At 72.3% G+C, this 25,543-nt stretch carries 23 protein-coding genes; 13 read left to right on the plus strand and 10 right to left on the minus strand.

Going from position 1 to position 25,543, the window contains the following annotated elements:
- Positions 1-172: 172 nt before the first annotated feature.
- Positions 173-1,153 (plus strand): oxygenase MpaB family protein, encoded by a 981-nt coding sequence (locus NOO62_RS36970; RefSeq protein WP_268775155.1) that lies wholly within the window; start codon positions 173-175, stop codon positions 1,151-1,153.
- A complete protein-coding gene (locus NOO62_RS36975; protein ID WP_268775156.1) occupies positions 1,135-3,372 on the plus strand; it encodes a serine/threonine-protein kinase in 2,238 nt (745 codons plus the stop codon). The genes NOO62_RS36970 and NOO62_RS36975 overlap by 19 nt, the downstream gene beginning before the upstream one ends.
- A gap of 63 nt (positions 3,373-3,435) precedes the next feature.
- Here the strand turns inward: NOO62_RS36975 and NOO62_RS36980 are convergent, their stop codons facing one another.
- A complete protein-coding gene (locus tag NOO62_RS36980) occupies positions 3,436-3,777 on the minus strand; it encodes an FtsX-like permease family protein (RefSeq protein WP_268775157.1) in 342 nt (113 codons plus the stop codon).
- A 137-nt stretch (positions 3,778-3,914) separates the two neighbouring features.
- Here NOO62_RS36980 and NOO62_RS36985 point away from each other — a divergent pair, with 137 nt between their 5' ends.
- Complete coding sequence (locus tag NOO62_RS36985; RefSeq protein ID WP_268775158.1) at positions 3,915-5,501, plus strand: phytoene desaturase family protein; 1,587 nt, start codon at positions 3,915-3,917, stop codon at positions 5,499-5,501.
- Here the strand turns inward: NOO62_RS36985 and NOO62_RS36990 are convergent.
- Positions 5,485-6,225, minus strand: a complete 741-nt coding sequence (locus NOO62_RS36990) for a DUF4239 domain-containing protein (RefSeq protein WP_268775159.1) — start codon at positions 6,223-6,225, stop codon at positions 5,485-5,487. The genes NOO62_RS36985 and NOO62_RS36990 overlap by 17 nt on opposite strands.
- A 27-nt stretch (positions 6,226-6,252) precedes the next feature.
- Complete coding sequence (locus NOO62_RS36995) at positions 6,253-7,653, minus strand: hypothetical protein (protein WP_268775160.1); 1,401 nt, start codon at positions 7,651-7,653, stop codon at positions 6,253-6,255.
- Between the two features lie 148 nt (positions 7,654-7,801).
- Here NOO62_RS36995 and NOO62_RS37000 point away from each other — a divergent pair, with 148 nt between their 5' ends.
- Both NOO62_RS37000 and NOO62_RS37005 read left to right on the plus strand, forming a co-directional pair.
- Positions 7,802-9,286, plus strand: a complete 1,485-nt coding sequence (locus NOO62_RS37000) for a lipase family protein (protein ID WP_268775161.1) — start codon at positions 7,802-7,804, stop codon at positions 9,284-9,286.
- Between the two features lie 36 nt (positions 9,287-9,322).
- Positions 9,323-10,789 carry a hypothetical protein gene (locus NOO62_RS37005; RefSeq protein WP_268775162.1) on the plus strand — a complete coding sequence of 489 codons (1,467 nt, stop codon included), beginning with the start codon at positions 9,323-9,325 and terminating at the stop codon, positions 10,787-10,789.
- Between the two features lie 3 nt (positions 10,790-10,792).
- Here the strand turns inward: NOO62_RS37005 and NOO62_RS37010 are convergent, their stop codons facing one another.
- Positions 10,793-11,557, minus strand: coding sequence for a 1-acyl-sn-glycerol-3-phosphate acyltransferase (locus NOO62_RS37010; RefSeq protein ID WP_268775163.1), 765 nt, complete (start codon positions 11,555-11,557; stop codon positions 10,793-10,795).
- A gap of 109 nt (positions 11,558-11,666) precedes the next feature.
- On the opposite strand from NOO62_RS37010, the gene NOO62_RS37015 reads away from it, so the two are divergent.
- Both NOO62_RS37015 and NOO62_RS37020 read left to right on the plus strand, forming a co-directional pair.
- On the plus strand, positions 11,667-11,960 hold the full coding sequence (locus tag NOO62_RS37015) for an acyl carrier protein (protein ID WP_268775164.1): 294 nt from the start codon (positions 11,667-11,669) through the stop codon (positions 11,958-11,960).
- On the plus strand, positions 11,957-13,162 hold the full coding sequence (locus tag NOO62_RS37020) for a beta-ketoacyl-[acyl-carrier-protein] synthase family protein (protein WP_268775165.1): 1,206 nt from the start codon (positions 11,957-11,959) through the stop codon (positions 13,160-13,162). The genes NOO62_RS37015 and NOO62_RS37020 overlap by 4 nt, the downstream gene beginning before the upstream one ends.
- Before the next feature lie 26 nt (positions 13,163-13,188).
- Here NOO62_RS37020 and NOO62_RS37025 read toward each other — a convergent pair whose 3' ends face one another.
- Positions 13,189-13,527 (minus strand): VOC family protein, encoded by a 339-nt coding sequence (locus tag NOO62_RS37025; RefSeq protein WP_268775166.1) that lies wholly within the window; start codon positions 13,525-13,527, stop codon positions 13,189-13,191.
- Positions 13,528-13,576: 49 nt separating this feature from the next.
- Complete coding sequence (locus NOO62_RS37030; RefSeq protein ID WP_268775167.1) at positions 13,577-14,029, minus strand: VOC family protein; 453 nt, start codon at positions 14,027-14,029, stop codon at positions 13,577-13,579.
- A 127-nt stretch (positions 14,030-14,156) separates the two neighbouring features.
- Here NOO62_RS37030 and NOO62_RS37035 point away from each other — a divergent pair, with 127 nt between their 5' ends.
- Both NOO62_RS37035 and NOO62_RS37040 read left to right on the plus strand, forming a co-directional pair.
- The gene (locus tag NOO62_RS37035; RefSeq protein WP_268775168.1) at positions 14,157-15,269 is read left to right on the plus strand and encodes a nitronate monooxygenase; all 1,113 of its coding nucleotides are present in this window, start codon (positions 14,157-14,159) and stop codon (positions 15,267-15,269) included.
- Positions 15,266-16,816, plus strand: a complete 1,551-nt coding sequence (locus NOO62_RS37040) for an acyl-CoA synthetase (RefSeq protein ID WP_268775169.1) — start codon at positions 15,266-15,268, stop codon at positions 16,814-16,816. The genes NOO62_RS37035 and NOO62_RS37040 overlap by 4 nt, the downstream gene beginning before the upstream one ends.
- A 49-nt stretch (positions 16,817-16,865) precedes the next feature.
- Here the strand turns inward: NOO62_RS37040 and NOO62_RS37045 are convergent, their stop codons facing one another.
- Positions 16,866-19,289 carry a penicillin acylase family protein gene (locus NOO62_RS37045; protein ID WP_268775170.1) on the minus strand — a complete coding sequence of 808 codons (2,424 nt, stop codon included), beginning with the start codon at positions 19,287-19,289 and terminating at the stop codon, positions 16,866-16,868.
- Between the two features lie 118 nt (positions 19,290-19,407).
- Here NOO62_RS37045 and NOO62_RS37050 point away from each other — a divergent pair, with 118 nt between their 5' ends.
- The gene (locus tag NOO62_RS37050) at positions 19,408-20,928 is read left to right on the plus strand and encodes an acyl-CoA synthetase (RefSeq protein ID WP_268775171.1); all 1,521 of its coding nucleotides are present in this window, start codon (positions 19,408-19,410) and stop codon (positions 20,926-20,928) included.
- A gap of 56 nt (positions 20,929-20,984) precedes the next feature.
- Here NOO62_RS37050 and NOO62_RS37055 read toward each other — a convergent pair whose 3' ends face one another.
- The gene (locus NOO62_RS37055; RefSeq protein WP_268775172.1) at positions 20,985-21,335 is read right to left on the minus strand and encodes a helix-turn-helix transcriptional regulator; all 351 of its coding nucleotides are present in this window, start codon (positions 21,333-21,335) and stop codon (positions 20,985-20,987) included.
- 127 nt (positions 21,336-21,462) lie between these two features.
- Here NOO62_RS37055 and NOO62_RS37060 point away from each other — a divergent pair, with 127 nt between their 5' ends.
- Positions 21,463-22,281, plus strand: a complete 819-nt coding sequence (locus NOO62_RS37060) for an ANTAR domain-containing protein (RefSeq protein WP_268775173.1) — start codon at positions 21,463-21,465, stop codon at positions 22,279-22,281.
- Positions 22,282-22,302: 21 nt separating this feature from the next.
- On the opposite strand, the gene paaK is transcribed toward NOO62_RS37060, so the two are convergent.
- Entirely contained in the window at positions 22,303-23,586 is a 1,284-nt protein-coding gene (gene paaK / locus NOO62_RS37065; protein ID WP_268775951.1) for a phenylacetate--CoA ligase PaaK, read from the minus strand.
- 234 nt (positions 23,587-23,820) lie between these two features.
- Here paaK and NOO62_RS37070 point away from each other — a divergent pair, with 234 nt between their 5' ends.
- Positions 23,821-24,666 carry an alpha/beta fold hydrolase gene (locus NOO62_RS37070; RefSeq protein ID WP_268775174.1) on the plus strand — a complete coding sequence of 282 codons (846 nt, stop codon included), beginning with the start codon at positions 23,821-23,823 and terminating at the stop codon, positions 24,664-24,666.
- Between the two features lie 16 nt (positions 24,667-24,682).
- Entirely contained in the window at positions 24,683-24,877 is a 195-nt protein-coding gene (locus tag NOO62_RS37075; RefSeq protein ID WP_414930950.1) for a hypothetical protein, read from the plus strand.
- Here the strand turns inward: NOO62_RS37075 and NOO62_RS37080 are convergent.
- Complete coding sequence (locus tag NOO62_RS37080; RefSeq protein WP_268775175.1) at positions 24,860-25,504, minus strand: YczE/YyaS/YitT family protein; 645 nt, start codon at positions 25,502-25,504, stop codon at positions 24,860-24,862. The genes NOO62_RS37075 and NOO62_RS37080 overlap by 18 nt on opposite strands.
- Between the last annotated feature and the right edge of the window lie 39 nt (positions 25,505-25,543).

Genomic DNA, 25,543 nt, shown 5'->3' on the forward strand with positions numbered 1-25,543 from the left:
ATCAGGTGGTACTTGCCTGGCCAGGTCAGCGTCACACTCTGTCCACCCTGGACAATGTTGTCCAGGCATGACTGGCCGCCGCCGGGGCGGGAATGAGGGGTCCTGGTCAGACCGACGGGAACGCGGCCACACTTGGCGGTCGGACCGTCACCCGTCAGGAGTTGGTCGCACCATGCCGGAGCGCACGCAGGCGCGCACATCCATACCCGCAACCGATCCCGCACCCGACCCCGACCCCGACCCCGGGCTCTTCGGTCCGTCATCCGTGACTTGGCAGGCGCACGCCGACCCGATGATGTGGGTCGCCGGGATCAGGGCCCTGTACCTCCAGGCCCTGCATCCCCGCGCGGTCCGCGGCGTCATGGAGAACTCCGACTTCCGCAAGGACGCGTGGGGCCGCCTCATGCGGACCGCCAACTTCGTGGGCACGACCACCTACGGAACGACCGAGGTCGCCGAGAAGGCGGGCGCCCGCGTGCGGAAGATCCACACCATGCTCGGGGCCACCGACCCGGAGACGGGGGAGCAGTACGGCGTCGACGAGCCCGAACTGCTGCTCTGGGTGCACTGCGCCGAGATCGACTCCTACCTCCACGTCGTACGCCGCTCGGGGTTCCGCCTCACCGACGTGCTGGCCGACCGGTACGTCGACGAGCACCGGCAGAGCGCCCGCCTCGTGGGGCTCGACCCCGCGGACGTACCGGCGTCGACGGGCGCACTCGCCGCGTATTTCGAGGAGACGCGGCCGCGGCTCGCCGCCGGGGCCGACGCGCGCGCCGTCGACGACTTCCTGCAGCGCCCGCCCACACACGCCCTGCTCGTTCCGGCGCGCGAACTGCTGTGGAGGCGTGTGGCGAACCTGGCGTACGCCTCGCTGCCGCCGTACGCCCACGAGCTGTACGGCAGAGCGGCCCCGCCACCCGCCACGGTGACCCGCCGCCTCGCCCTCACCGGCACCGTCCTGCGCGCCGTCCCCAACCGTGTGCGCTGGCAACTCCCGCCCAAGCACATCCTGCGCGCCATGGCCCGACTCGGCCCCGGCAGCCGCCCGGCCCCGTACAAACTCGACAGACGGGACGCCATACTGGACGGGGCGGGGAGGGCGCGGCGAGGCAACGGGGGCGACAACACGAGATGGCGGACACCAGGCTGATCCAGAGCCGCTACCGGCTCCTGGATCTGATCGGGCGCGGCGGCATGGGCGAGGTGTGGCGGGCCCGCGACGAGTCGCTGGGCCGCCAGGTCGCGGTCAAATGCCTCAAGCCGATGGGGCCGCAGCACGACCAGGCGTTCACGCGCGTGCTGCGCGAGCGCTTCCGGCGGGAGGCGCGCGTCGCGGCCGCGCTCCAGCACCGGGGCGTCACCGTCGTCCACGACTTCGGCGAGCACGACGGCGTCCTGTACCTGGTGATGGAACTCCTCGACGGCCGCAACCTCAGCCAGCTCATGGAGGACAACAAGCAGCACCCGCTGCCCGTCGAGGACGTCGTGGAGATCGCCGGCCAGGTCGCGGGCGCCCTCGCCTACACCCACGAACAGGGCATCGTGCACCGGGACCTGAAGCCCGCGAACATCATGCGGCTCGCCGACGGCACGGTGAAGATCTGCGACTTCGGCATCGCCCGCCTCGGCGCCGACATCGGCTTCACCTCCCGCCTGACCGGCACGGGCATCGCGATGGGCACCCCGCACTACATGTCGCCCGAGCAGATCAGCGGCGACCCCGTCGACCAGCGCAGCGACCTCTACTCCTTCGGGTGCGTGCTGTACGAGATCGCCACCGGCGCCCCGCCCTTCGACATGGAGGACGCCTGGGCCGTCCTGGTCGGACACCGCGACACCACACCCGAGCCGCCCCGCAGACACCGCGACGAACTGCCCGCGTACTTCGACCGCATCGTCCTCGACCTGCTCGCCAAGGAACCCACGGCACGGCCGCACGACGCGCGGGAGCTCGGCCGCCGCATCGCCGCGGGACGCACCTCGCTCACGTACGTCCCCACCGTCGCGACGCCCCCCGTCCGCCGCTCCGAACCTGCGCCCACCCACGAGCCACGCCTGCCCTCCTGGACGCGGGGCATGACCACGGGCCACAAGGCGAGCGGCGCGTCCGTGCTGCGCACCACTCCGCCCGACGCGGCCGCGGGCCTGACCGGCGAGTGGATCCCGCGGGTCGACGCGCGTCGCGCCGCGGACCCCCGGCCCACCGAGCGGCCCACACCGCCACCCGAACTGGTCTCCACCCTCACCAACCGCCACAACGCCGGTCTGAGCCTCGGCCGGCTCGGCCGCTGGGCGGAGGCGGGCGAGGTGCACCGCTCGGTCGCCGCCGAACGCGAGCACGCCCTCGGCCCCGACCACCCCGACACGCTCGCCAGCCGGTACGAGGTCGGTTTCACGCTCAGCCGCACCGGCCGTGCCTCCGACGCCCTGCGCGAGTACAGCCGCGTCGCGCAGGGGCGGGAGCGGACGCTCGGCCCCGAACACCCGGAGACGCTCGCCGCGCGCCAGGAGATGGCGTACGTACTGGGTCAGCTCGGCAGGCACTTCGAGGCGCACCAGACGTACACCTCGGTGCTCGCCGTCCGTGAGCGCACGGCGGGCACCGACCATCCGGACACGCTGCGCTGCCGCCACAACCTCGCGTACAACCTGAGCCGTCTCGGCCGCCTGGAGGACTCCTACCGGCTCGCCGAGGAAGTCGCGGAGGCGCGGGCCCGGGTCCTTGGCCCGTCCCACCCCGACACGTTGGTCACGCGCTACGAAGTGGCGTACGCACTGGGCCAGTTGGGCCGCTGGCCGGAGGCACTCCAGGCCTACCGGGAGGTCGCCGACGCCCGCGTACGGGCACTCGGCCCCGACCACCCCGACACGCTCACCGCTCGCTACGAGGTCGGCATCAGCCTGGGCCGACTCGGCCGCAGCGGCGAGGCCCTGGACCTCTACCGCCACCTCATCGACGACCGCACCCGCGTCAACGGCCCCGCCGACCCCGAAACGCTCCGGGCCCGCCACGGACTGGGCGTCAACCTCGGACGGCTCGGACGCTGGGAGGAGGCGCTGGCGGAGGCCCGCGACGTGTGCGCCATCCGCGAACGGGTGCTTGGCCCCGACCACCCCGACACTCTCGTCAGCCGCCGCGAGGTCGCCGTGGGCCTCGGCTGGCTCGGCCGTTGGACCGACGCGCTCGCGGAGTACCGCAGGGTGGCCATGTCCCGCGAACAGGTCCTGGGCCCGGACCACCCCGACACCCTCGCCAGCCACAACGACGAGGCTCACTGCCTGGAGCAGCTGGGGCGGGGGGCGGAGGCGGTCGAGGTGTACCGGAGGGTGGCGGTGGTGCGGCAGAGGGGGGTTGGTGGGGGCCATTGACCCCCGGCCTCTCGTTGCACCGCGCGTTCGCCGTCTTGGTGGGTGCTCGGGTCGGGCGCTCGGTCAGGTCGCGGATGTTGCCGTGGTGATGGCTACTCGGGACGCCTTGCGGGCCGGCCACAGGGAGGCGAGCAGGGCGATCGTCATTGCGGCCGCGATGCCTGTGGCCAGGCGTCCCCAGGGCAGTACGAGTGTGTAGCCGGTGACCGTTTCCTGGAGGGTGTGGCCCAGTGCCCAGCCCAGGAAGATGCCGAGCACCGTTCCGAGAGTCGCGCCGAACGCGCCGACGATCAGTGCCTCCCAGCGGATCATGCGGGTGACCTGGGCGCGGGCCAGGCCGAGACATGGCGCACCGAACCGCCGAGGCGAACCGATCCGGATCGCACCGGTCCGACCCTGCGTCATCGATACGGCAGTCCGGCCGCAATGCTGTATCAGCCGGTGCTCAACCGGGCCGACCGCGCACTCCGGCGGCGACCGGTGACGGTGGGAGGGGACGGTGACCGGTCCGCGAAGCCGGGCGGCCCGTGCTAGGAAGAGCCATGCCCGATCGTGATGCGTACGACGCCGTCATCGTCGGCGGTGGCCACAACGGTCTTGTCGCCGCCGCCTATCTCGCCCGCGCCGGACGATCCGTGCTGCTCCTGGAGCGGCTCTCCGGAACCGGGGGCGCCGCCGTCTCCAGCCGGCCCTTCCCCGGGGTCGACGCGCGGCTCTCCCGCTACTCGTACCTCGTCAGCCTGCTGCCCAAGAAGATCGTCCGGGACCTCGACCTGAACTTCAGGGTGCGCACCCGCACCGTGTCCTCCTACACCCCCACCGAGCGCGGTGGCCGCCCCACCGGGCTGCTGGTCGGCGGCGGCGAGGCCCGCACCCGGCAGGCCTTCGCGCGGCTCACCGGCGGACAGCACGAGTACGACGCCTGGCGGGAGTTCTACGCCATGACCGGCGAGGTCGCCCGCCGCGTCTTCCCCACCCTCACCGAACCCCTGCCCAGCCGCGCCGAACTGCGCGCCCGCGTCGACGACGACACCGCTTGGCGCACCCTCTTCGAAGAGCCCATCGGCACCGCCGTCGAGGAGCGCTTCGCCGACGACCTGGTGCGCGGCGTCGTCCTCACCGACGGACTCATCGGCACGTTCGCCGACGCCCACGATCCGTCCCTGCGGCAGAACCGCTGCTTCCTCTACCACGTCATCGGCGGCGGCACCGGCGACTGGAACGTGCCCGTCGGCGGCATGGGCGCCCTCACCTCCGCCATCGCCGACTCGGCGCGGATGTCGGGCGCCCGGCTGCGCACCGGGTGCGAGGTCACACGGATCGACACGGACGGGCGGCGCGCCGAGGTGACGTACCGGACGGAGGGCGACGAACACACCGCCTCCGCACGTCACGTCCTGGTCAACGCCTCACCGGAGGCTCTCGCCGGGCTCCTCGGCGACGAGGCTCCCGAGCCCGCCGAAGGCGCCCAGTTCAAGGTCAACATGCTGCTGGAACGGCTGCCGCGGCTCCGCGACACGTCCGTCGACCCGCGCGAGGCCTTCGCCGGAACCTTCCACATCGCCGAGGGGTACGAGGAGTTGGGGGCCGCGTACGCCCAGGCCGCCGCCGGGACGCTGCCCGCCGCGCCGCCCTCCGAGATCTACTGCCATTCGCTCACCGACCCCACCATCCTCGGCCCCGACCTCGTCGAACGCGGCTGCCAGACCCTGACCCTCTTCGGTCTGCACACACCGGCACGGCTCTTCGCCGGCGACCACGACACCGCGCGCGCCGAACTCCTCAAGTCGACCCTCGCCCAGCTCGACGCGCACCTCGCGGAGCCGATCGCCGACTGCCTGGCCCTCGACGCGCAGGGCCGCCCTTGCATCGAGGCGAAGACCCCGCTGGACCTGGAGCGGGACCTCCGGCTGCCCGGCGGCAACATCTTCCACCGCGATCTCGCGTTCCCCTACGCCCAGGAGGGCACGGGACGTTGGGGCGTGGAAACCCGGCACGCCAACGTCCTGCTGTGCGGCGCGGGTGCGGTGCGCGGCGGCGGTGTCAGCGGCATCCCGGGGCACAACGCCGCGATGGCGGCGCTGGAGTCGGACGCGGGAGCAGGGGAGCAGGTCAGAAGTAGCGCGTGAACGGGGTCGCGTCCACGGCGAAGAAGCCGTCGAAGGGGCTGTCCAGCTGGTAGATGAGGAGGACGGTGAAGGTGATCAGGCCGGACAGGCCCATCACCATCACCACGTGGGTGAAGCTGCGCTGCACGCCGAACATGAACATGAAGGCGATGGTGAGGGCGCCCCCGACGATCAGGCCGAACCAGATCACCGGGGACAGCTGTGCCGCGGCGTCGGCCTCACGTCCGCGGCGTGCCTCGTCCAGGATGCTCAGCTGCGCCAGCGTCTCCTGACCCGTGGCCTGTTGGGCGGGCGTGGCATCGGCGGTGACCTGACCCGTCGCGCGCACCTTGTCGAGCAGCTGCCAGCCCGTCGTGCCGAGTGGCGCGCGCTCGGCCATGGCGGGCCACTCCGTGTCGGTGACGTGCCGGATGTACGACTCGATGTCGCCGCGCATCCGGTCGGCCTGTCCGGCGGGCAGCCCCGCCGCGAGCAGATGGATCTGGTGCGCGGCGCTGGCCTCGGTGGCGACGTGGTCCTCGGCGCCGGCGTTGGCGTCCCACACCGACACCAGGGCGAGGCCGAGGACGAGGGCGTACAGGACGCCGACCATCATCGAGATGTACTCGGCGACGTCCTCGCGCGGTTCGTCGTCCGGTCCCGGGGGCCAGAACCTGTGTTTGAGGAGGACGGCCGCCGCGGCGAGCAGGGCGACGCCCAGGACGATGGCGAAAATCTCGATCATCTGCGGTCCCGATTCGTTGCGGCGCGGTCAGAGTCTGCGGGAGCCGAACACGGCGGCCGCGATGGCTGCGGGGAGCAGGATGAGGAACAGCGCGGCCAGCATGCCGAGTCCGGTGGGCGTGCGGTCCCTGCGGATGAGGCGCCCGGCCAGGGAGCGCCGTGGCTCGGTTCGTCGTTCGGTTCGTCGTTCGTCGCGTCGTTCGGTACGTGACTTGTTCTTCTTCGGCGGCTGCACCTGATTGCGTGCCACGCCCGGCGGCAGGATCCCCGGCGGCAGGGCCCCTGGTGGTACGGCACCCGGCGGCACCGCACCCGGCGGCAGGGCCCCTGGTGGTAAGGCGCCCGGCGGGAGCGCTCCCGGCGGGAACACCCCCGGAGCCAGCCCCGCCCCCGCCCCCGGCGGCGGGGCGGGGCCGACGGGGCCGATCACCGGTGCCGCGATGCCCGGGGGCGGCGGTGGCAGGGGGAAGAGCGCGATGAGGGGAGGCCCGGGCAGCGGTGGCGCGATGCGCGGCCGCGCCGGGGGCGGGGGCGGCGGAGCGGGCGGGCGCCGCGGTGCGACCGCCGCGGGCCGGGGAGGCCGCGGCACGCGAGCGACCGGCGGTGGCACGCGGAGCGTGAACCGTGCCGAGGAACGCGCCGTCAGCCGCGGCGGCGCCACCGCGCCGCCGCGGGTGTCGAGCGTGCGGAGCAGGTCGCTGCCGTCGGCCTGCCCCCGGCTCTCGTACGTACCGGGAGCGCGCCGCACCACGACGACACACGTCGCCCGCGCGCCGGGGGCGAGATGGGCGACGACCGGCTGCGCGGACCCCGCACAGCCGATCCGCTCCGCGGGCAGCGCCGCGTCCGTGACCCGTACGCCGTGGACCGGCTTGTTGCCGTGGTTGGCCACGACATAGCGGACCTCCGCCCGGTCGGGTCCGGTGACGCGCGCCGTCTCCGTCAGGCCGAGGGCCGCGCCGACTCCGGCGTACCCGGAGCGCGCGGTCGCCTGCACCATCGCGCGCAGGTAGGGCTGCTGACCGACCGCCCGTACGTCGCCGACCCAGGACCCGGGGCGCGCGGGCGTGGTCGCCGTGCAGTACGCCGAGCGCAGTCCCGCCAGCATCGGCACGCGGTCGAGACCGCCGACGCACCGGATCGCGGCGCCGGGCATGGCGGGGTCGTGCACCCGTACGTCGTGCAGGTCGGCGCCACCGCGGTTGATGAGGCGGTACGACTTCACGACCGCGGCACCGGTCCGGATGCCGGGGTTGAGGGCGCCGAGGCCGGGGCGGGTGTTGACCGTGACCTCCAGGGCGAGCCCGTTGGCCGTGGGGCCGTCTGCGGCGGAGGGCCCGGCGGCCGACCAGCAGCCCCCGGTCAGGAGGAGGCCGACGAGCAGCCACCGCGCCCGCGCCGATCCCGCGGCCATTGTCCCGATGATCACACCGGGATGCTGGTACGGGACGTCCCGGCCGTCGACCCCGGCACGCGCGCACGCTCGGTGATTCACCTGAGCGGCGGCAGCGGCCCTGCCGACCGGCACGCGGGCAGGTCTACTGCTGGGAGTGACGCCGAGGGAAGAGGTGGCGGGGATGACAGCCCGGGCAGCCGACGCGGTCGAGGTCGACGAGGCGATGCCCGTACGGGGAGAAGGACCCGTACGGCAGGAGCACCCCGCACGGAAGCAACACTCCACACGGAAGCAACACCCCCTGCCGCACGAACAACTGGAGCAGACCGATCCCGAGCTTCTGATCTCGGCCTCGATCCTGCTCGCGGACGCCGCGCTCGCCGCTCGCAGGACCGGCGCCGAACTCACCGTGGCGGGCGCCAGCTGGCGGGTCGGTCTGCAGGCGCTGCGCCGCCCCGCGTGGGCCCTCGGCACCGCACTGTCCGCGGCCCGCGCGATGTCGAACCCCGCGGGGCTCGGCCTCGCCGCCAACGGCGGCCTGGTCGGCGAGACCGTCCGGTCCCTGGGAGCCGTGGCGCGGCGGCGGCCCGCCTGCGTCGCCATGGCCGTGGACGCCTTCGCGATGCGCATCGAGGCCGCCGCCCGAGAACACCCGAGCCTCGCGGCGCCGCTCGCCAAGCGGCTCACCAACGCCATCGTCGCCGGGCGCAGGATCGAAGCACTGCGCGCCGCACGGGAGTTGGTGGAGCTGCTCGGCGTCACCCGCACCCTGACCACCATCAGCCCCGTCGTCATGGAGCTGCTCGCACTGGCCGGGCTGCTCGACGAGAACCCGACCAACGACAGCTTCGCCTGGGTCACCCTGACCGGCGGAGTCCCCACCACCGACCCGCTGCTCGGCCTGCCCTCCGTCCTCATCAGGCACCTCAACCCGGGCCCCGGCCGGGCCGAACGCTGCGACGCCGACGCGATGCTGGCCCGCGTCCTGGCCCGGTCGGGCAACGACATCGTCCGCTACATCGACGACATCTCCGCCCTCGGCAACCACGGGCTCGCCCTGCTGCGGAGGATCGACTGCACGGACGGCGCCACGCGATACGTCCTGCTGCTGCCCGGCACCAGCTTCGGACGGCTGAGCAACAGCACCCCGCAGGACCTCGTCGGAGCGTTCGACGCGCTGCTGCGCACCGACACCACGTACAGCCGCTCCGCCCGGCAGGTACTGCTCCGCGCGGGCGTACCCGAGGGCGCGGAACTGATGATCGTCGGGCACAGCCTCGGCGGCATCACCGCCATGAACCTGGCCTGCGACCTCGACTTCGTGTCCACGTACCGGCTCACCCATGTGGTCACCGTCGGCTCGCCCATCGACACCAAGCGCCCCGTCGACCCCACCACGCAGGTGGTCAGCCTCGTCAACGAGCACGACGTGATCCCCGGCCTCGACGGGCGCGGACCGGCCTCCGCGAACGACACCCCGGCCAGCTGGGTCGAGTGCGCCTGGCTGGACGAGACGTACGACTATCCGCTCTCCCACGCCCCGCAGGCGTACGCCGACACCCTGCGCAGAGGCGAGGTCCCGCACCGCGACCGCGTCAACGAGCTCATCACCCGCTACGACGGCGAGATCGTCGGCAACCAGCCCTACCTGGTGCGCGACAAGTGACGCCGCGGTCCAGCAGACCCCAGAGGGAGACCGGCGATGAACGCCAGTGACACCACGACCGCTTCCCGCCGCCCGCCGAAGGCCTGGCCTCTGGAGAGCGCCCTGATCAGCGCCGCGCTGGCGGCCCAGCGCGTGTCCTGGATCGACGCCCCGGCCCGCGCCCTCGGACTCAAACCGTTCACCCGGCAACATCTGACCCGGCAGGTCCTCGCCCAGCTGCGGCGCACCGCGAACGGGCGGCCCACCCGGCTGCGCACCGCGTTCGGCACCTTCCTGATGCCGCTGAACGTCGACGACGCCACGGGCCTGATCGACCGCGCCGAGGAGACCGGCGCCCGGGGTACCGTCACCGCCCTCACCGCGGAGGGGCGCCGCCTGCGGGTCACACCGCACGCGGCGCTGCCCGTCGCTCTGGGCGCGGTGCGGGCCCAGGTGCGGGAGGCCGTCGGCCAGGAGGCCGCCGAGATCTACGCGGCGCGCCGCACGGACGGCAGCGTCGCCCGCGACGACTGGTGCGCGCTCACGGCGCGCCTCGCGCGGCGGATCGTCCTCGGGGCCGCCGCCGCCGACGACAGCCTGATCAGCGCCATCCTCGAAGCCGTGGCCCAGGCGGAGGACAGCACCGAGTACGCGGCCCGCGCGGCCGCGCTCCGGCGGCGTCTCGACGCGTACGTCCATGCCGTGCACCCGGGCGGACTCATGGGGGCGGTCCGCGACGACGTCACCGAGGACGCCGCGGACGACAGCAGGGACGCCGTCGTCGAGCACGTCCTCGAGACCCTCACCCGGGCCCTCGCCGACACCGCGCCGCAGGCCCTCGCGCTGCTCACGGTGCAGCCGCTGATGCCCGCCACCGACCGCACGGAGCGGGCCGTCGGCGAGGCCCTGCGTCGCTATCCTCCGCTGGCCGCCAGCCTGCACGAGGTCCGCGCCCCCTTCACCTGGCACGATCTGGAGGTCGACGCGGGCACCGAGATCCTCTGCGCGACGGCCTGGCTGCGCGACCTGGACGAGGCGCAGGGGCACGGCAGCCACGACCCGTCGGCCTCCCTGTGCGCGGCACCGGGACCGTGCGCCGCCGCCGAACTCGCCGTCCTCACCGTCGCCGAACTCGTCCGCGCCCTCACCCGGCACGCCGAACCGGTCGTCCTCTCCCCGCACCTCACCCCCGACGCGCTGCCGGCCGAGCTGCCCGCCGCGTCCCTCCGCCTCGCCCTCGCGGACGACGCACACGAGGCAGCCGACCCGGCCGCCCGCCCTGTGGCCGACGGATACGTGGCACCCGCGGGCGGACAGAGTCCCGCCCACTACGCCGCGTCCGCCGAGGCGGGCGCCTGCAGCCTGGAGGAGCACGCCAGGAGGCTCACCGACTGCGCACAGCAGTCCGGCTGGAACCACGACGCGTTCGGCGAACAGTGCCGGATGACGCTCCTCGCCCACGCCGAGCGCTGCACTCGGGCGGCCGCCGACGCCCGCAGGGCCGCCGAGTGGCTGGCGAACTGACGACTACCGGAACGGCGCCCCCCTGCGGCGCCGGTCCCGGTCCACCATCCCCTGGACCGTGAACCACACCTCGTCGCACAGCTGCTGAGCAGCCGCGGCACGGGCGGCGAACGACGCGGCGCGGGCCGGGGCCGGGATCGGTTCGCCGATGCTGATCCGCCACTTGAAGGGCAGCGGCAGCGGCGTGGTCACCGGGAAGCACGGCAGGCCGAACCGACGGGCCAGCGTCCGGATCTCACCGAACTTCGGCAACGTCTCCTCGGCACCCACGATCGACACGGGCACCACCGGTACGCCGGCCCGCACCGCGGTCACCGCGAAGCCGGGGCTGAAGGGGCGCAGCCGGTAGCGCTGCGAGAAGCGCTTGCCGACCCCGTCGAGCCCTTCCGGGAACAGCGCGACCAGGTGCCCCGCCGCCAACCGGTCCCGGCCCAGCGTCGGATCGTCGGTGAAGGCGGAGTACCGGCGGGCGTACGCGGCCACGGCCGGCAGCCGGAAGACCACGGGGGAGGCGTAGACGTGCACCGGTCTGCGCAGCTCCCGGTGGAGGAGCTTGTGCAGGACGAAGGCGTCGAGGCCCCAGGCGCCCGAGTGGTTGGCGACGACGAGAGCGGGTCCCGAGCGCGGGATGTGCTCCAGGCCCGACACCTCGGCGCGGAGGTAGTCGTCGGCGAGCCACCCCAGCAGGCCGTCCAGCAGATCGATTCCGACGTCGTCCAGCAGGCCGGTCGGGGCCTCGGTCCGCGGTCCCGCACTCGCTTCGGTCACAAGATCCCACTTTCAGCTGAAAATGGGTCACCGCAAGACTAAAGGTGCCATTGAGGTGGTCTCTCTTCCTAGCGCCCGAATTCCGGGCGCCGTTCAGGAAAGGCCCCTCATGAGTACCTCTGCGTCACCCGCGACCGCGGATCTGATCACCGGCCTGCTCATCGACAGGTTCGACGTCGACCCGGACGCCGTGCGCCCCGACGTGCGGATGACCGATCTGCTCGTCGACTCGCTGATGGTCGTCGAGATGGCCATCACGCTCAAGGACGAACTGCGTGTCGACGCCACCGAGGACGAACTGCGGGAGCTCACGCTCGCCGAATTCGCCGCCCGCCTCGACGAGCGCCGCCTCGACGAGCGCCGCCTCGACGAGAGCAGCCTCGACGAGCGCCGCGCCGGATGACGCGGGACGCCACCGCCGCGGTGACGGGTCTCGGCCTCGTGACCGCGGCAGGGCGCGACACGGAGAGCACCTGGGCCGCGGTCCGGTCCGGGCGGGCGACCGCCCGGCGCGACCCCGAACTGCGGGACCTGCCGGTCTCCCTGAGCTGCCGCGTCGACGGCATGGACGGGCTGCGCCCCCGGCAGCCCGGCACCGCGCACCTCGACCCCGTGGCCCGGATGGGCCTGGCAGCCGCCACCCAGGCCCTGGACGCCGCCAAGCTCGACCCCGCGGAGTGGGACCCGACGCGCGTGGCCGTCGTCACGGGCTGCTCCGTCGGCGGGATGCAGGCCCAGCGGACGGCCGCGTCGCGCCTCGCGTCGGACGGCCCGGAGTGCGTGTCGCCGTACTTCCTGACCGGCTACCTGCCCAACATGGTGTGCGGTGCCATCTCCCTGCACCTCGGCGTGACCGGGCCGACCCTGAACGTCGCGACCGCGTGCGCCTCGGGGGCCACCGCCCTCGGTACCGCCCGCGACCTGCTCGCCTCGGGCCGGTGCGACATCGCCGTGGTCGTCGGCGCCGACGCGGCCGTGACCCCTCTCGTCGTGACCGGCTTCTCCCAGCTCCGCGCGCTCTCCGATCAGTGCTCGCGCCCGTTCGACCGGGCCCGTGACGGCTTCGTCATCGCCGAGGGTGCGGGCGCCCTGGTCCTGGAGCGCCCCGAGCACGCGGCCGCCCGCTCGGCGCCCCGGCTCGCCCGGTTCATCGGCTACGGGGCGAGCAGCGACGCCCACCACCTCGTGGCCCCGCACCCCGAAGGGCGCCACGCCGAGCGGGCCCTGCGCGCCGCGCTCGCCGAGGCGGGCGTCGCCCCCGGCGACGTCGGTCACGTCAACGCGCACGGCACGTCGACACCGCGCGGCGACGCGATGGAGGCGACGCTCCTGGCCCGGGTCCTCCCGCACCGGCCGCCCGTCACCTCCGCCAAGGGCAGCCTGGGCCACACCCTCGGCGCGGCCGGCGCGGTCGAGGCCGCCCTGACGGTGCTCGCCCTGCGCGAAGACGTCGTCCCGCCCACGGCCGGGCTGACCGACCCGGACGCGGCCCTCGACATCGACGTGGTCGCCGGCCGTGCCCGGCCCCTGACCGCGGACGTCGCCGTCAGCAACTCGTTCGGCTTCGGCGGGCACAACGCGGTCGTGGTCCTCGCCCGGGAGTGAGCCTGTCAGCGTCGGCCCGCGAACGCCTACGGCGCGCCGCCGAGACCGATCTCGTTCCCGTCGGGATCGCGGTACGTCGCCTTGCGGACGCCGTTCGCGTACGTCTCCCGCCGGGCCGGGGCGAGGCCCCGGCCCGTGATCCGCGCGACGCGCTCGTCGAAGTCACCGACGAAGACGGTGAGCCGGGCGTGGCCCGCATGGTCGGGGAGGTGCTCGACGTACAGGTAGCGGTGTTCCGCGAGTTCCCAGACGGCTTCGGCATCGTTCGGGGAGAACGTGGGAGGGCTGCCCAGCAGGCGTTCGTACCACGTCATGGCCGACGCGTAGTCGCTGACCGGGATGCCGGAGAACAGATCGAGGGACATGCGGCCATCGTAGGAAGAGCCGGTCCCGGCCGCGTGTCGAGAGGCCGGCTCACCCGGGCGGCTCCTCGATGGCCGGCATCGGTGCGCCGCCCGGATGCCACGCCTGGAGGAAGGCTTCCTGGCGGCCGACGTCGACGAGTTCGACGCGTGCTCCGATGCTGTCCAGCCGGTGGTAGGCGAACGGGCGCCCGTGGGGGCAGCCCGAGAAGTCCACGGGGAAGCCCTCTCGTTCCAGGCGCCGGGAGCCCTCCCGGATGTCGCTCGACCAGAAGCCGATGTGATCGAACCTGGCCCCGTCCTCCGTATGCCACGGGCTGCCGGGAGCGCCCTCGATGAGTTCGATGAATGGGGCTCCGCCCGACGTGAAGACGATCCGGTAGTCCCAGGCCCCGAGCCGGTCGGAGACGGGCTCGCTCCATTCGACACCGGCGGAGCGCTGGAAGTCGCGCATGGCCCGTTCGAGGTCGGGGACGGCGAAGCACACGTGGTAGAAGGCAGCCATCCGTCCATGATCGGCTGTGGCGGCACAGGAGGCCAGAGGATTGTCGGGGCCCGGGAAACTCCGGCGCACCTGACACTGCATCAGAAAATCTCTTCCCTCGGCCGGGCCGCTGCGGCATCCTGCGCCCATGCAGACGGAGTTGAGCAGGAGACTGGGAGTCGAGCACGCCATCTTCGGATTCACGCCGTTCCCCGCGGTGGCCGCCGCCATCAGCAGGGCGGGCGGGTTCGGAGTGCTCGGCGCGGTCCGCTACACGGCACCCGACGAACTGGCCAGGGACCTCGACTGGTTGGCGGAGCACGTCGACGGAAAGCCCTACGGACTCGACGTCGTCATGCCCGCCAAGAAGGTCGAGGGCGTCACGGAGGCCGATGTCGAGGCGATGATCCCGGAGGGGCACCGGCAGTTCGTGCGGGACACCCTCGCCAAGCACGGCGTGCCCGAGCTCGCCGAGGGCGAGGCGTCGGGCTGGCGCATCACCGGCTGGATGGAGCAGGTCGCCCGTGACCAGCTGGACGTCGCCTTCGACTACCCGATCAAACTCCTCGCCAACGCGCTCGGCTCCCCTCCTGCCGACGTCATCCAACGCGCCCACGACCACGACGTCCTCGTCGCGGCCCTCGCGGGCAGCGCCCGGCACGCCCGCAAGCACGCGGACGCCGGCATCGACATCGTGGTCGCCCAGGGGTACGAGGCGGGCGGCCACACCGGTGAGATCGCCTCCATGGTGCTCACCCCGGAGGCCGTCGACGCGGTCGCGCCGCTCCCGGTGCTCGCCGCGGGGGGCATCGGCAGCGGGCAGCAGATCGCGGCCGCGCTCGCGCTCGGCGCGCAGGGCGTGTGGCTCGGATCGCTCTGGCTCACCACCACGGAGGCCGACCTGCACTCGCCCGCGCTGACCCGGAAGCTCCTGGCGGCCGGTTCCGGTGACACGGTCCGCTCGCGCGCCCTCACCGGCAAGCCCGCACGCCAGTTGCGTACGGAGTGGACCGACGCCTGGGACGACCCGCAGGGCCCGGGCACGCTGCCGATGCCGTTGCAGGGGCTGCTGGTCGCCGAGGCCGTCTCGCGGATCCAGAAGCACGAGGTGCGGGAGCTGCTCGGCACCCCGGTCGGGCAGATCGTCGGCCGGATGAACAGTGAACGCAGCGTGCAGGCCGTCTTCGACGATCTGACGCGCGGCTTCGAGCGGGCCGTCGACCGTGTCATCCGTATCGCGGGAAGGGAGAGCCAGTCGTGAGCACACCCCCGAATGGTTTCTGGGCCCAGGCGTCGGCCGATCCCGGCCGTACCGTCCTCGTGGCGCCGGGTGGCGAGGAGTGGACGGCGGGCCGGTTGCACGGCGCCGTCAACCAGCTGGTGCATGGGCTGCGGGCCGCGGGCCTCGAGCGCGGGGACGCGTTCGCCGTCGTGCTGCCCAACGGTGTGGAGTTCTTCACCGCGTACCTGGCCGCGTCCCAGGCGGGCTTCTACCTCGTCCCCGTCAACCACCACCTGGTCGGCCCCGAGATCGCCTGGATCGTCTCCGACTCCGGCGCCAAGGTGCTCATCGCCCACGAGAAGTTCGCGGACGCCGCGAAGGCGGCGGCCGACGAGGCGGGCCTGCCCGCGACCCACCGCTACGCCGTCGGCGACGTGCCCGGCTTCCGCCCGTACGGCCAACTCCTCGACGGGCAGCCCGACTCCGCCCCGCCCGACCGCACGCTCGGCTGGGTCATGAACTACACCTCGGGCACGACCGGCCGCCCGCGCGGCATCCGCCGCCCCCTCTCCGGCAAGCTCCCCGAGGAGTCCTACCTCGGCGGTTTCCTCGGCATCTTCGGGATCAAGCCCTTCGAAGGCAACGTCCACCTGGTCTGCTCACCGCTCTACCACACGGCCGTCCTCCAGTTCGCGGGCGCCGCCCTGCACATCGGCCACCCGCTGGTCCTGATGGACAAGTGGACGCCCGAGGAGATGCTCCGCCTCATCGACGTACACAAGTGCACGCACACGCACATGGTGCCGACCCAGTTCCACCGCCTGCTCGCGCTCCCGGAGGCGACACGCGCCGCGTACGACGTGACGTCGATGCGGCACGCCATCCACGGCGCCGCGCCCTGCCCCGACCACGTGAAACGGGCGATGATCGACTGGTGGGGCGAGTGCGTCGAGGAGTACTACGCGGCGAGTGAGGGAGGCGGGGCCTTCGCCACCGCCCAGGACTGGCTGAAGAAACCGGGGACGGTCGGAAAGGCCTGGCCCATCAGCGAGTTGGCGGTCTTCGACGACGACGGCGACCGCCTCGGCCCCGGCGAGCTCGGCACCGTCTACATGAAGATGTCCACCGGCGGATTCTCGTACCACAAGGACGAGTCGAAGACGAGGAAGAACCGCATCGGCGACTTCTTCACCGTCGGCGACCTCGGCCTCCTCGACGAGGACGGCTATCTCTTCCTGCGCGACCGGAAGATCGACATGATCATCTCGGGCGGCGTCAACATCTATCCCGCCGAGATCGAATCCGCGCTGCTCACCCACCCCGCCGTCGCGGACGCCGCCGCCTTCGGCATCCCCCACGACGACTGGGGCGAGGAGGTGAAGGCCGTCGTCGAGGTCACCGAGGACCGGACCGGCGACGACGCCCTCGCCGCCGAGATCCTCGCCCACTGCGAGCAGCATCTCGCGGGCTACAAGCGCCCCAAGAGCGTCGACTTCATCGAGAAGATGCCCCGCGACCCCAACGGCAAGCTGTACAAGCGACGGTTGCGCGAGCCGTACTGGGAGGGAAGGGAGCGCGCCGTGTAGGCCGCGCCCCCTGGTCTTCCGGTCTCCTGATCTCCATACGGGCAGGGGCTCAGCGGCGCTCGCGCACCCGCACCACCTTCAGCTCCGGATCGCGGAGGATGTCCTTCTCGCAGAAGCGCGACGTCACCCAGCGCTCCTTCCCGTACAGGGTCGTCTGGTCGCTGTAGTGCGGCGAGTTGGGGTTGGACGACTGGGAGTACGACAGGAGCGTGCGGGCATCGGGGCAGTTGCCGGAGTTCCAGCCGACCGCCTGGATGTGGCTCGACCCGTGGGCGACCTCCGTGTAACCCGCCTTCTTGTCCCAGTTCGCCTCGATCTTGTTCCAGACGCCGAGGGACTCGGTGCCGCCGGAGACCGGGATGCGCTTGCCGCCCCGCACGACGTACTGGTTGGCGCCGAGCGGTGCGTCCAGGGCGGTGCCCGCCGCCGTCAGCTCGGTCACCGCGTCGGCGAGTGCGGTACGGAAGCCGGGCAGCGAGGTGTCGAGGGTGTTCGGAGTGCGCACCGGGTCGGCCGCCGAGAACGGCACCTTCCACAGCTGCGCGTTGGGCACGGTCGCCGTCAGCTTGCGCCAGAAGCGGTCGAAGAGCAGGGCGCCGCGGCTTTCGGTGTCCATACGGTGGTCCCAGCGGGCCAGGACCCCGCAGGCCTTGCGTACGTCAACAGCCGTTCCGTCGCTGCCCGTTGCCGTGCCACCGGGGAGTGTCGCGCAGGCCTTCGCCGTGTCGTCCGCCGCGAGGCCGGCGGCCGGGACGCGGTTCGCGAACTGCTGGCGCTGGAGGTCCCGAACGGTGAGGTCCCCCTTGTCCGCCATCGCCGCCACGTCCTCGACGGCGCCGCGGGTGCGCATCGAGCGCTGCGTGCCGACGGTGCCGAAGATCCGCTCGTAGCCGGTGATCGGGTGGTCGGCGTTGGTCAGCCAGGCGCTGTCGTTGGAGTTCTCCGCGTACGGGGCGTCCTTCAGGGTCGGCATCCGCGACGGGCCGAAGATGCCGGGCTGCACCGCGTCCTTGTCCGAACCCAGGTCGCACGCGCCGCGTGATCCGTCGAGGACGGCAACACCCGAGGCCGGGTAGGTGACCTTCCCGAGCGGCGTGCTGCATCGCTCGGCGAGGTCGTCGGTGATGCGGGGGAGCACCTGCGACTGGCTGAGCAGCGAGTGACCGTGCCGGTCGGCGGCGACGGTGTTCACCCAGGGCAACCCCTGTGTCTCGCGCAGGGACTTGAGGATGCCCGCGGTCGAGCGTGCCTTCCCGAAGCCCAGGTCGGTGTCGCTGCCGCGCAGGTTGACCGCGTTGGGGTCGTTGAGCGCGTACGCCGTGGTCGAGGACCAGGGCAGCGGCAGCTGGGCGCCGAGGCCCGTGACGACCGGGCCGTACCGGGTCCAGTACTGGGTGCGCGTCACCGGGGCGCCGTCCTTGACCGGCACCGTGACCGTGCGCTTCGTCATCTGCCTGCGCTTGCCGTCCACCAGATAGGCGGTCGGGTCGGACGGGTCCAGGGTGAGCTGATGCAGGTTGAGGGTGACGCCGGACGCGACCGTGTGGCTCCACGCCACATCACCGTTGAACCCTATGTTGACCACGCTCGTGCCGAGCAACGAGCCGCCGGACACGTTCAGTTCGCCGGGTATGGTCTGCTGCGACTGCCAGAAGCGGCGGCCACCCTGCCAGGGGTAGTGCGGGTTGCCGAGCAGCAGGCCCCGCCCGTTCGCGGTGGTCTCTCCGCCGAACGCGACGGCGTTGGAACCCATGTCGGCGTCCTGCGAGGAGAACAGCTCACGGGCTGCCTCCGCGGTGCGCCGCGGGTCGGGAACGGGCTGCCGGGTGGGCGCACCCGGTCGCGCGGCGGATGGCGGTGCGGCGGCCGTGATGCCGTCGATCCCGCGGCCCTGTCCGCCGAGCACCTGCACGGCGAAGCCCTGCCGCGCCACGTCGAGCGCGGTGATCGGGCGTACCCAGTCGGCCTTGGCGCAGGCCGGATCGGTGATGCGGTTCTGCTTCAGCCAGGCGTTGTAGCCCGCGGCGAAGCCCCGCATCAGCTCCTTCGTGCGGCGGCTCGGCCCGGCGGGCGCGGGCTGCGCGAGGAGCTTCTCCACGGTCCCGGCCTCCCGCACACCGCGGAAGTACAGGTCACTGCCGAGGTTCGTGGACGCCGACGACAGCGCGGCACCGGGCGAGGCGGCGGGGCCGAAGTGCCGCGAGCGCTCGCCGCGTACGGTCACATAGCCGTCGGCGAGCGTGCACACCTGGTCGGCGGCCTGCGCCCAGCCGGTGCCGAAGCCGAGGTTCGCGTAGTCCTTGGCGAGGATGTGCGGGATGCCGTACTCGGTGTAGCGGATGGTGGCGTTCAGGCTGCCGCCCGAGGGGCGTGCGTCCTTCGGCGCGGCGCCCGCGCCGGACGACGGGAGCAGGGCCAATGCCGTCAGCAGGGTGATTCCCACGGCCGTCGTGCGTCTTGTGCGGATGCGCATCATGCCTCCCAACTGGAGTTCGGGAAGGGGCTGTTGAGCGTACCAAGCGGTCGGTCACTTTGATCCGCCGTGGAACGGATCTCTTGACCCCACCGGTGCGGGGGCCGAGGATCACGCCATGACGGGTGTACGCGACAACACGGTCGACGGAGTCCTCACGCGCAGCGCGCGCCGCACGCCACGGCGCACGGCGCTGCGCTACGGCGAGCGTGCGTGGACGTACGAGGAACTCGACGGCGCCGTGTCGCGCGCGGCCGGCGCGCTGCGCGACAGTGGTCTGTCCCGCGGGGACCGTGTCGGCGCCTACGCCCACAACTCCGACGCCTACCTGATCGGCTTCCTCGCGTGCGCGCGGGCCGGTCTGGTCCACGTGCCGGTCAATCAGAACCTGACCGGCGACGACCTCGCGTACATCGTCCGGCAGTCCGGCTGCTCCCTCGTCCTCGCCGACCCGGACCTCGCGGGACGCCTGCCGTCCGGCGTACCGGTGATGGCCCTGCGGGACGCGGAGGACTCGCTGCTGACGTGGCTGGCGGGCTCATCGGCGTCCGCGTCGTACTCGGCGTACGAAGAAGACGGTCCCCGGGGCGACGACCTGGCGCAGCTGCTCTACACCTCGGGGACGACGGCACTCCCCAAGGGTGCGATGCTCTCGCACCGGGCGCTCGTCCACGAGTACGTCAGCGCGATCACCGCCCTGGACCTCAAGGAGACCGACAGGCCCGTCCACTCGCTGCCGCTCTACCACTCGGCGCAGATGCACGTCTTCCTCATGCCCTACCTGGCCGTCGGGGCCGAGAACACCATCCTCGACGGGCCCGACGCCGAGCGGATCTTCGACCTCGTCGAGGCCGGCCGGGCCGACAGCCTCTTCGCGCCGCCCACCGTGTGGATCGGCCTCTCGCGGCACCCCGGCTTCGCGACGCGTGACCTCCGGGCGCTGCGCAAGGCCTACTACGGTGCGTCGATCATGCCCGTGCCGGTCCTGGAGCGGCTGCGGGCCAGGCTGCCGGAGCTCGCCTTCTACAACTGCTTCGGGCAGAGCGAGATCGGCCCGCTCGCCACCGTCCTCGGGCCCGACGAGCACGAGGGGCGGATGGCTTCGTGCGGGCGGCCCGTGCTGTTCGTCGAGGCGCGTGTCGTCGGCGAGGACGGCCGTGAGGTGCCGGACGGCACCCAGGGGGAAGTCGTCTACCGCTCACCGCAGTTGTGCGAGGGCTACTGGGACAAGCCGGAGGAGACCGCCGAGGCGTTCCGCGACGGCTGGTTCCGCTCGGGGGACCTCGCGGTGCGGGACGCCGAGGGGTACTTCACCGTCGTCGACCGCGTGAAGGACGTCATCAATTCGGGGGGAGTCCTGGTCGCCTCGCGGCAGGTCGAGGACGCGCTGTACGAGCACGCGGGGGTCGCGGAGGCGGCAGTGATCGGGCTGCCGGACGAGCGCTGGATCGAGGCGGTGACGGCCGTCGTCGTGCGAGGTGAGAAGGGCGTCACGGAGGACGAGCTCATCGCTCACGCACGCGAGAGGCTCGCCCACTTCAAGGCCCCCAAGAGGGTGGTCTTCGTGGACGAGCTGCCGCGCAACGCCAGTGGGAAGATCCTCAAGCGAGAGCTGCGGGACCTGTTCGCCGCCGACTGAGCCGAGGGCCCGGCGGGGGCTGGGCCGAGACCTGGCAACGGTCGGTCGGGTCGGGATCACGTCGCCGCGGGGTGTCGTCCGCCGTCTTGGCCGGAAGCGGCGCGGTCGGCCTCGTCCCGGGCGAGCAGGGACAACAATGAGGCGACGGAGAGGCCGGATTCGGCCGGGTGGCGCAGGACCTTCGCGGGGTCGATCTGGTAGGTATTCGTGCGCCCCTCCCGGGTGTGGGAGAGGTAGCCGTCCTCTTCGAGGTCGGCAATGATCTTCTGGACAGCCCGGTCCGTGAGCCGACAGTGTGCGGCGATGTCACGGATGCGGGCGTTGTGGTTGTCGGCAATGGCCGCCAGCACGCGCGCGTGGTTCGTGAGAAATGTCCATCCAGTATGTGGCTCCGGCACTCCATCCATGCGACAACTCTAGTGCCTCTGATTCACGCTTTCAAAAACACGTACTCGATTTCATGTATCAGTTGACGTGCGTGCCCCGGGACGGGCAGCCTGGGAGCAGCGGAAGGCAGCGAGGTGAGGAGAGGCCATGCCAGAGCCCGCGTTCACTCGGCAGCCCTTCGAGGGTGGGAGTGGCGAGCACAGTCAGGGCAGCCGCATTCCCACCGCCTCGTCGCCGCGGGACGGCAACGCCATAGGTGGCAGGAGGGATCTGGTGGTGCGGGGGGAACTCGACCTCGACACCGGTCAACGGCTCCGGATCGATCTGTACCGCGCGCTCACCGACACGGCCGCCGGTGTGGATCTGGACCTGCGCGAGGTGGACTTCTGTGACTGCTCCGGCCTGAACCTCCTGCTCAGCCTGCGTCAGCACGCGGTGCAGCAGGGCAAGACCGTAGTCATCAGCCACAGCAGCCCCGTCGTGGACCGACTCCTCGAACTGACCGGGACCCGAAGCCTGTTCGTGCCCCCCGAGCCGAAGCCCGAGCCCGAGGAGACGCCCTGTCCCGTCGTGCACGAGGCGAGTCGGCCCGAGGGGTCCGAGCAGGATCTGCACGTCGTCGTGGCCCAACTGCGCCGCGCCATGAAGACCCGGCCCACCATCGACCTGGCACGGGGCATCCTGATGTCCACCTTCAACCTGAGCCCCGAAGCCGCCTGGGACGTACTGGTCACGGCATCGCAGAACACCAACACCAAGCTGCACGTGCTGGCCGGGGACGTGGTCGGCACCGTCCAGGGAACCGCTCTGCCCGACGAGGTGCGCAAGCAGCTCGATGCCGCGATCACCAAGGCGGGCGACGCGCACGCCGCTCGCCCGGCACACGCGGCGTCGCGAACCGAGTCGCTGTCCGACCTGGCCGTCTCGGCGGTCGACCCCAGCCCTCCCGCGGACGGCGTGCCATGACTGGCCGCTTCCTGGGCAGCGTCAGCCCCGCAGATCCACGATCCGCTTGAACTTGCCCACCGACCGTTCCAGCGTCTCCGGATCGACGATCTCCACGCCGACCGAGACGCCGACGCCGTCCTTCACCGCCGCCGCGATCTCGCGGGCCGCGGCCTCGCGCCGCTCCGTCGGCGTGTCCGCGCGCGCCTCGGCCCGTACCGTCAGGGCGTCCATGCGGCCCTCACGTGTCAGCCGTAGCTGGAAGTGCGGCGCGATGCCCGCCGTGCGCAGCACGATCTCCTCGATCTGGGTGGGGAAGAGGTTCACGCCCCGCAGGATCACCATGTCGTCGCTGCGGCCCGTCACCTTCTCCATGCGCCGGAAGATGCGCGCCGTACCGGGCAGCAGGCGCGTCAAGTCCCGCGTCCGGTAACGGATGACCGGCATGGCCTCCTTCGTCAGCGACGTGAACACCAGCTCGCCGCGCTCACCGTCCGGCAGCACCTCACCCGTGATCGGATCGACGACCTCCGGGTAGAAGTGGTCCTCCCAGATATGCAGCCCGTCCTTGGTCTCCACGCACTCCTGCGCGACGCCGGGACCGATCACCTCCGAGAGTCCGTATATGTCCACGGCGTCGATGGCGAAGCGCTCCTCGATCTCGCGCCGCATCTCCTCCGTCCACGGCTCCGCACCGAAGATGCCGACCCGGAGTGACGTCGTACGGGGATCGACGCCCTGCCGCTCGAACTCCTCCAGGAGCGTGAGCATGTACGAGGGCGTCACCATGATGATCTCGGGGCGGAAGTCCTGGATCAGCCGGACCTGCCGCGCCGTCATGCCGCCCGACGCGGGGATCACCGTGCACCCCAGCCGCTCCGCTCCGTAGTGCGCGCCAAGGCCGCCCGTGAACAGGCCGTACCCGTACGCCACGTGGACCTTCTCGCCGGGTCGGCCGCCCGCGGCCCGTATCGAACGCGCCACGACGTCCGCCCACATGGACAGATCCTGCTCCGTGTACCCGACCACCGTCGGCAGCCCCGTCGTACCGCTCGACGCGTGCAGGCGGCGCACCTCGGACTGCTCCACGGCGAACATCCCGAACGGGTAGTTGGCCCGCAGGTCGTCCTTGGTGGTGAAGGGGAACCGCGAGAGGTCGTCGAGCGAGCGGCAGTCGTCGGGGCGCAGCCCCGCCTTGTCGAACGCCGCCCGGTAGAACGGGACGTTCTCGTACGCATGCAACAAGGTGTCCTGGAGGCGCTCCAGCTGCAGGGCTGCGAGCTCGCGCGGGCCGAGGCGTTCGGCCGCGTCCAGCAGTAGCGGCATACGCGTCATAGGGAATGCTCCCGTCCTGAACGGGCGACCGATCATTCGGTCGTCGATCTTCTGTGCAGCTCAGTAATCCAGGCCGGGCGGTGGGCGTCAAGGGATCTCGCACAGCGGCTTTGAGCTGCGGCGAGACGGTACGGGCAGCGGCACGGACGGCGGCATGGGCCACCGTCATGGGCCACGCCGGCACAGCGTTGCCCGGGTGGCACACGGGATGTGATGATCACCCCCATGCCGACATTCAGCGCGTACGACGGGACGGAGCTCGCCTACCACGAAAAGGGGGACGGCGAACCGCTGCTGTGTGTGCCGGGCGGCCCCATGCGTGCCTCCACCTACCTCGGCGACCTCGGCGGGCTCACCGCGCACCGCCGCCTGATCCTGCTCGACCTGCGCGGCACGGGCGACTCCGCGGCGCCGGACGACCCGGCGACGTACCGCTGCGACCGGCTCGTCGACGACGTCGAGGCGCTCCGCGAGCACCTGGGGCTCGACCAGGTCGACCTGCTCGGGCACTCCGCGTCCGGCAACATCGCGACGCTGTACGCGGCCCGCCACCCGAAGCGGGTCCGCGCCCTCGTCCTGGTCGCCCCGGCGACGCACGCCCTCGGCCTCACCGTCACCGACCGGGACCACCGCGAGGCGGCGGCGCTGCGCGCGGACGAGCCCTGGTACCCGGCCGCCGTGGCCGCGCTGGACGAGCTCGCCGCCGGACGCGGCTTCGCCGAAGTGGCGGACGCCCTCGCGCCCCTGGCCTACGGACGCTGGGACGCGGCGGCGCGGGCGCACCGCGCGGCGAGCGCGTCGGAGAAGAACGCGGAGGCGGCAGCCGCGTTCTACGGCGACGGCGCGTTCGACCCGGCCGCCACCCGCGACGGCCTGACGGAACTGGCCGCGCCGGTCCTCGTACTCGCGGGGGAGTGGGACGGGGGCCCGAACCCCGCACACGCGGAGGAACTCGCCGGGCTCTTCCCGCACGGCGTGCGCCAAGTGCAACCCCGAGCCGGGCACTTCCCGTGGCTGGACGACCCGGAGTGGTTCGTGCGGCGGGTCGCGGGGTTCCTCGCGCAGGACTGACGCGACCGGCGGGACCGTGCGCGACCGGCCGGACCGTGCGCGGACGCTCGTCCAGCGAGGACTGTTCCGGCGCTGGGACGCCGACCCGTCGCAGGCGCCGACTGAACGGCCCGACCTCGCCGGGGTGCGCAAGGAGATCAACCGTGTCAACGGCGAGCTGGTGCGGTCCGCCGCCCTGGGGCGGGCGCTGCCGTCAACCTGTGCGCACTGAGGCCTGCGGCTCGTCGCGAGGGCTGCGGTAGGCGAAGCGCGGCAGGAAGAACTGGGTGACGGTGCCGACCGCGACGGCGTAGAGCACCGTGCCGACGCCCACGGTCCCGCCGAGCAGCCAGCCGACGTTGAGCACGGCGAGCTCGATGAGGGTGCGGACGAGGCGCAGCGACAGACCCGTCAGCGCGGCCGTGCCCGTCATCAGGCCGTCGCGCGGTCCCGGGCCGAAGCGCGCGCCTACGTAGACGGCCACGGCCAGGCCGTTGAGGACGACCCCCGCGACCAGCAGGCCCACCCGGACGGGCAGGTCGAGGGAGTCGGGAATGACGAGCAGGCCGAGGTCCGAAGAGACGGCCAGGACCACGATGTTGGCGACGGTGCCGAACGTCGGCCGCTGCTTGAGCGGTATCCACAGCAGCAGGACGAGCACCCCGAGGACAGCACTGATCATGCCGAAACTGAGGGGCGTGCGGCGCTCCAGGCCCTCGTACAGGACACTCCACGGATTCACGCCCAGAGAGGCCCGGACCAGGACCGACAGGCTGAACCCGTAGAGGGCGAGACCGAGGAGCAGTTGGGGCAGCCGCCGGGAGGGGCGTTCGTGCAGGGGGACGTAAGAGATGGCCATTTCGGCAACTCTGTAGAGTGATTGGCCTGGAAAACACGG

It is taken from the genome of Streptomyces sp. Je 1-369 (assembly GCF_026810505.1).
Lineage (GTDB): Bacteria > Actinomycetota > Actinomycetes > Streptomycetales > Streptomycetaceae > Streptomyces.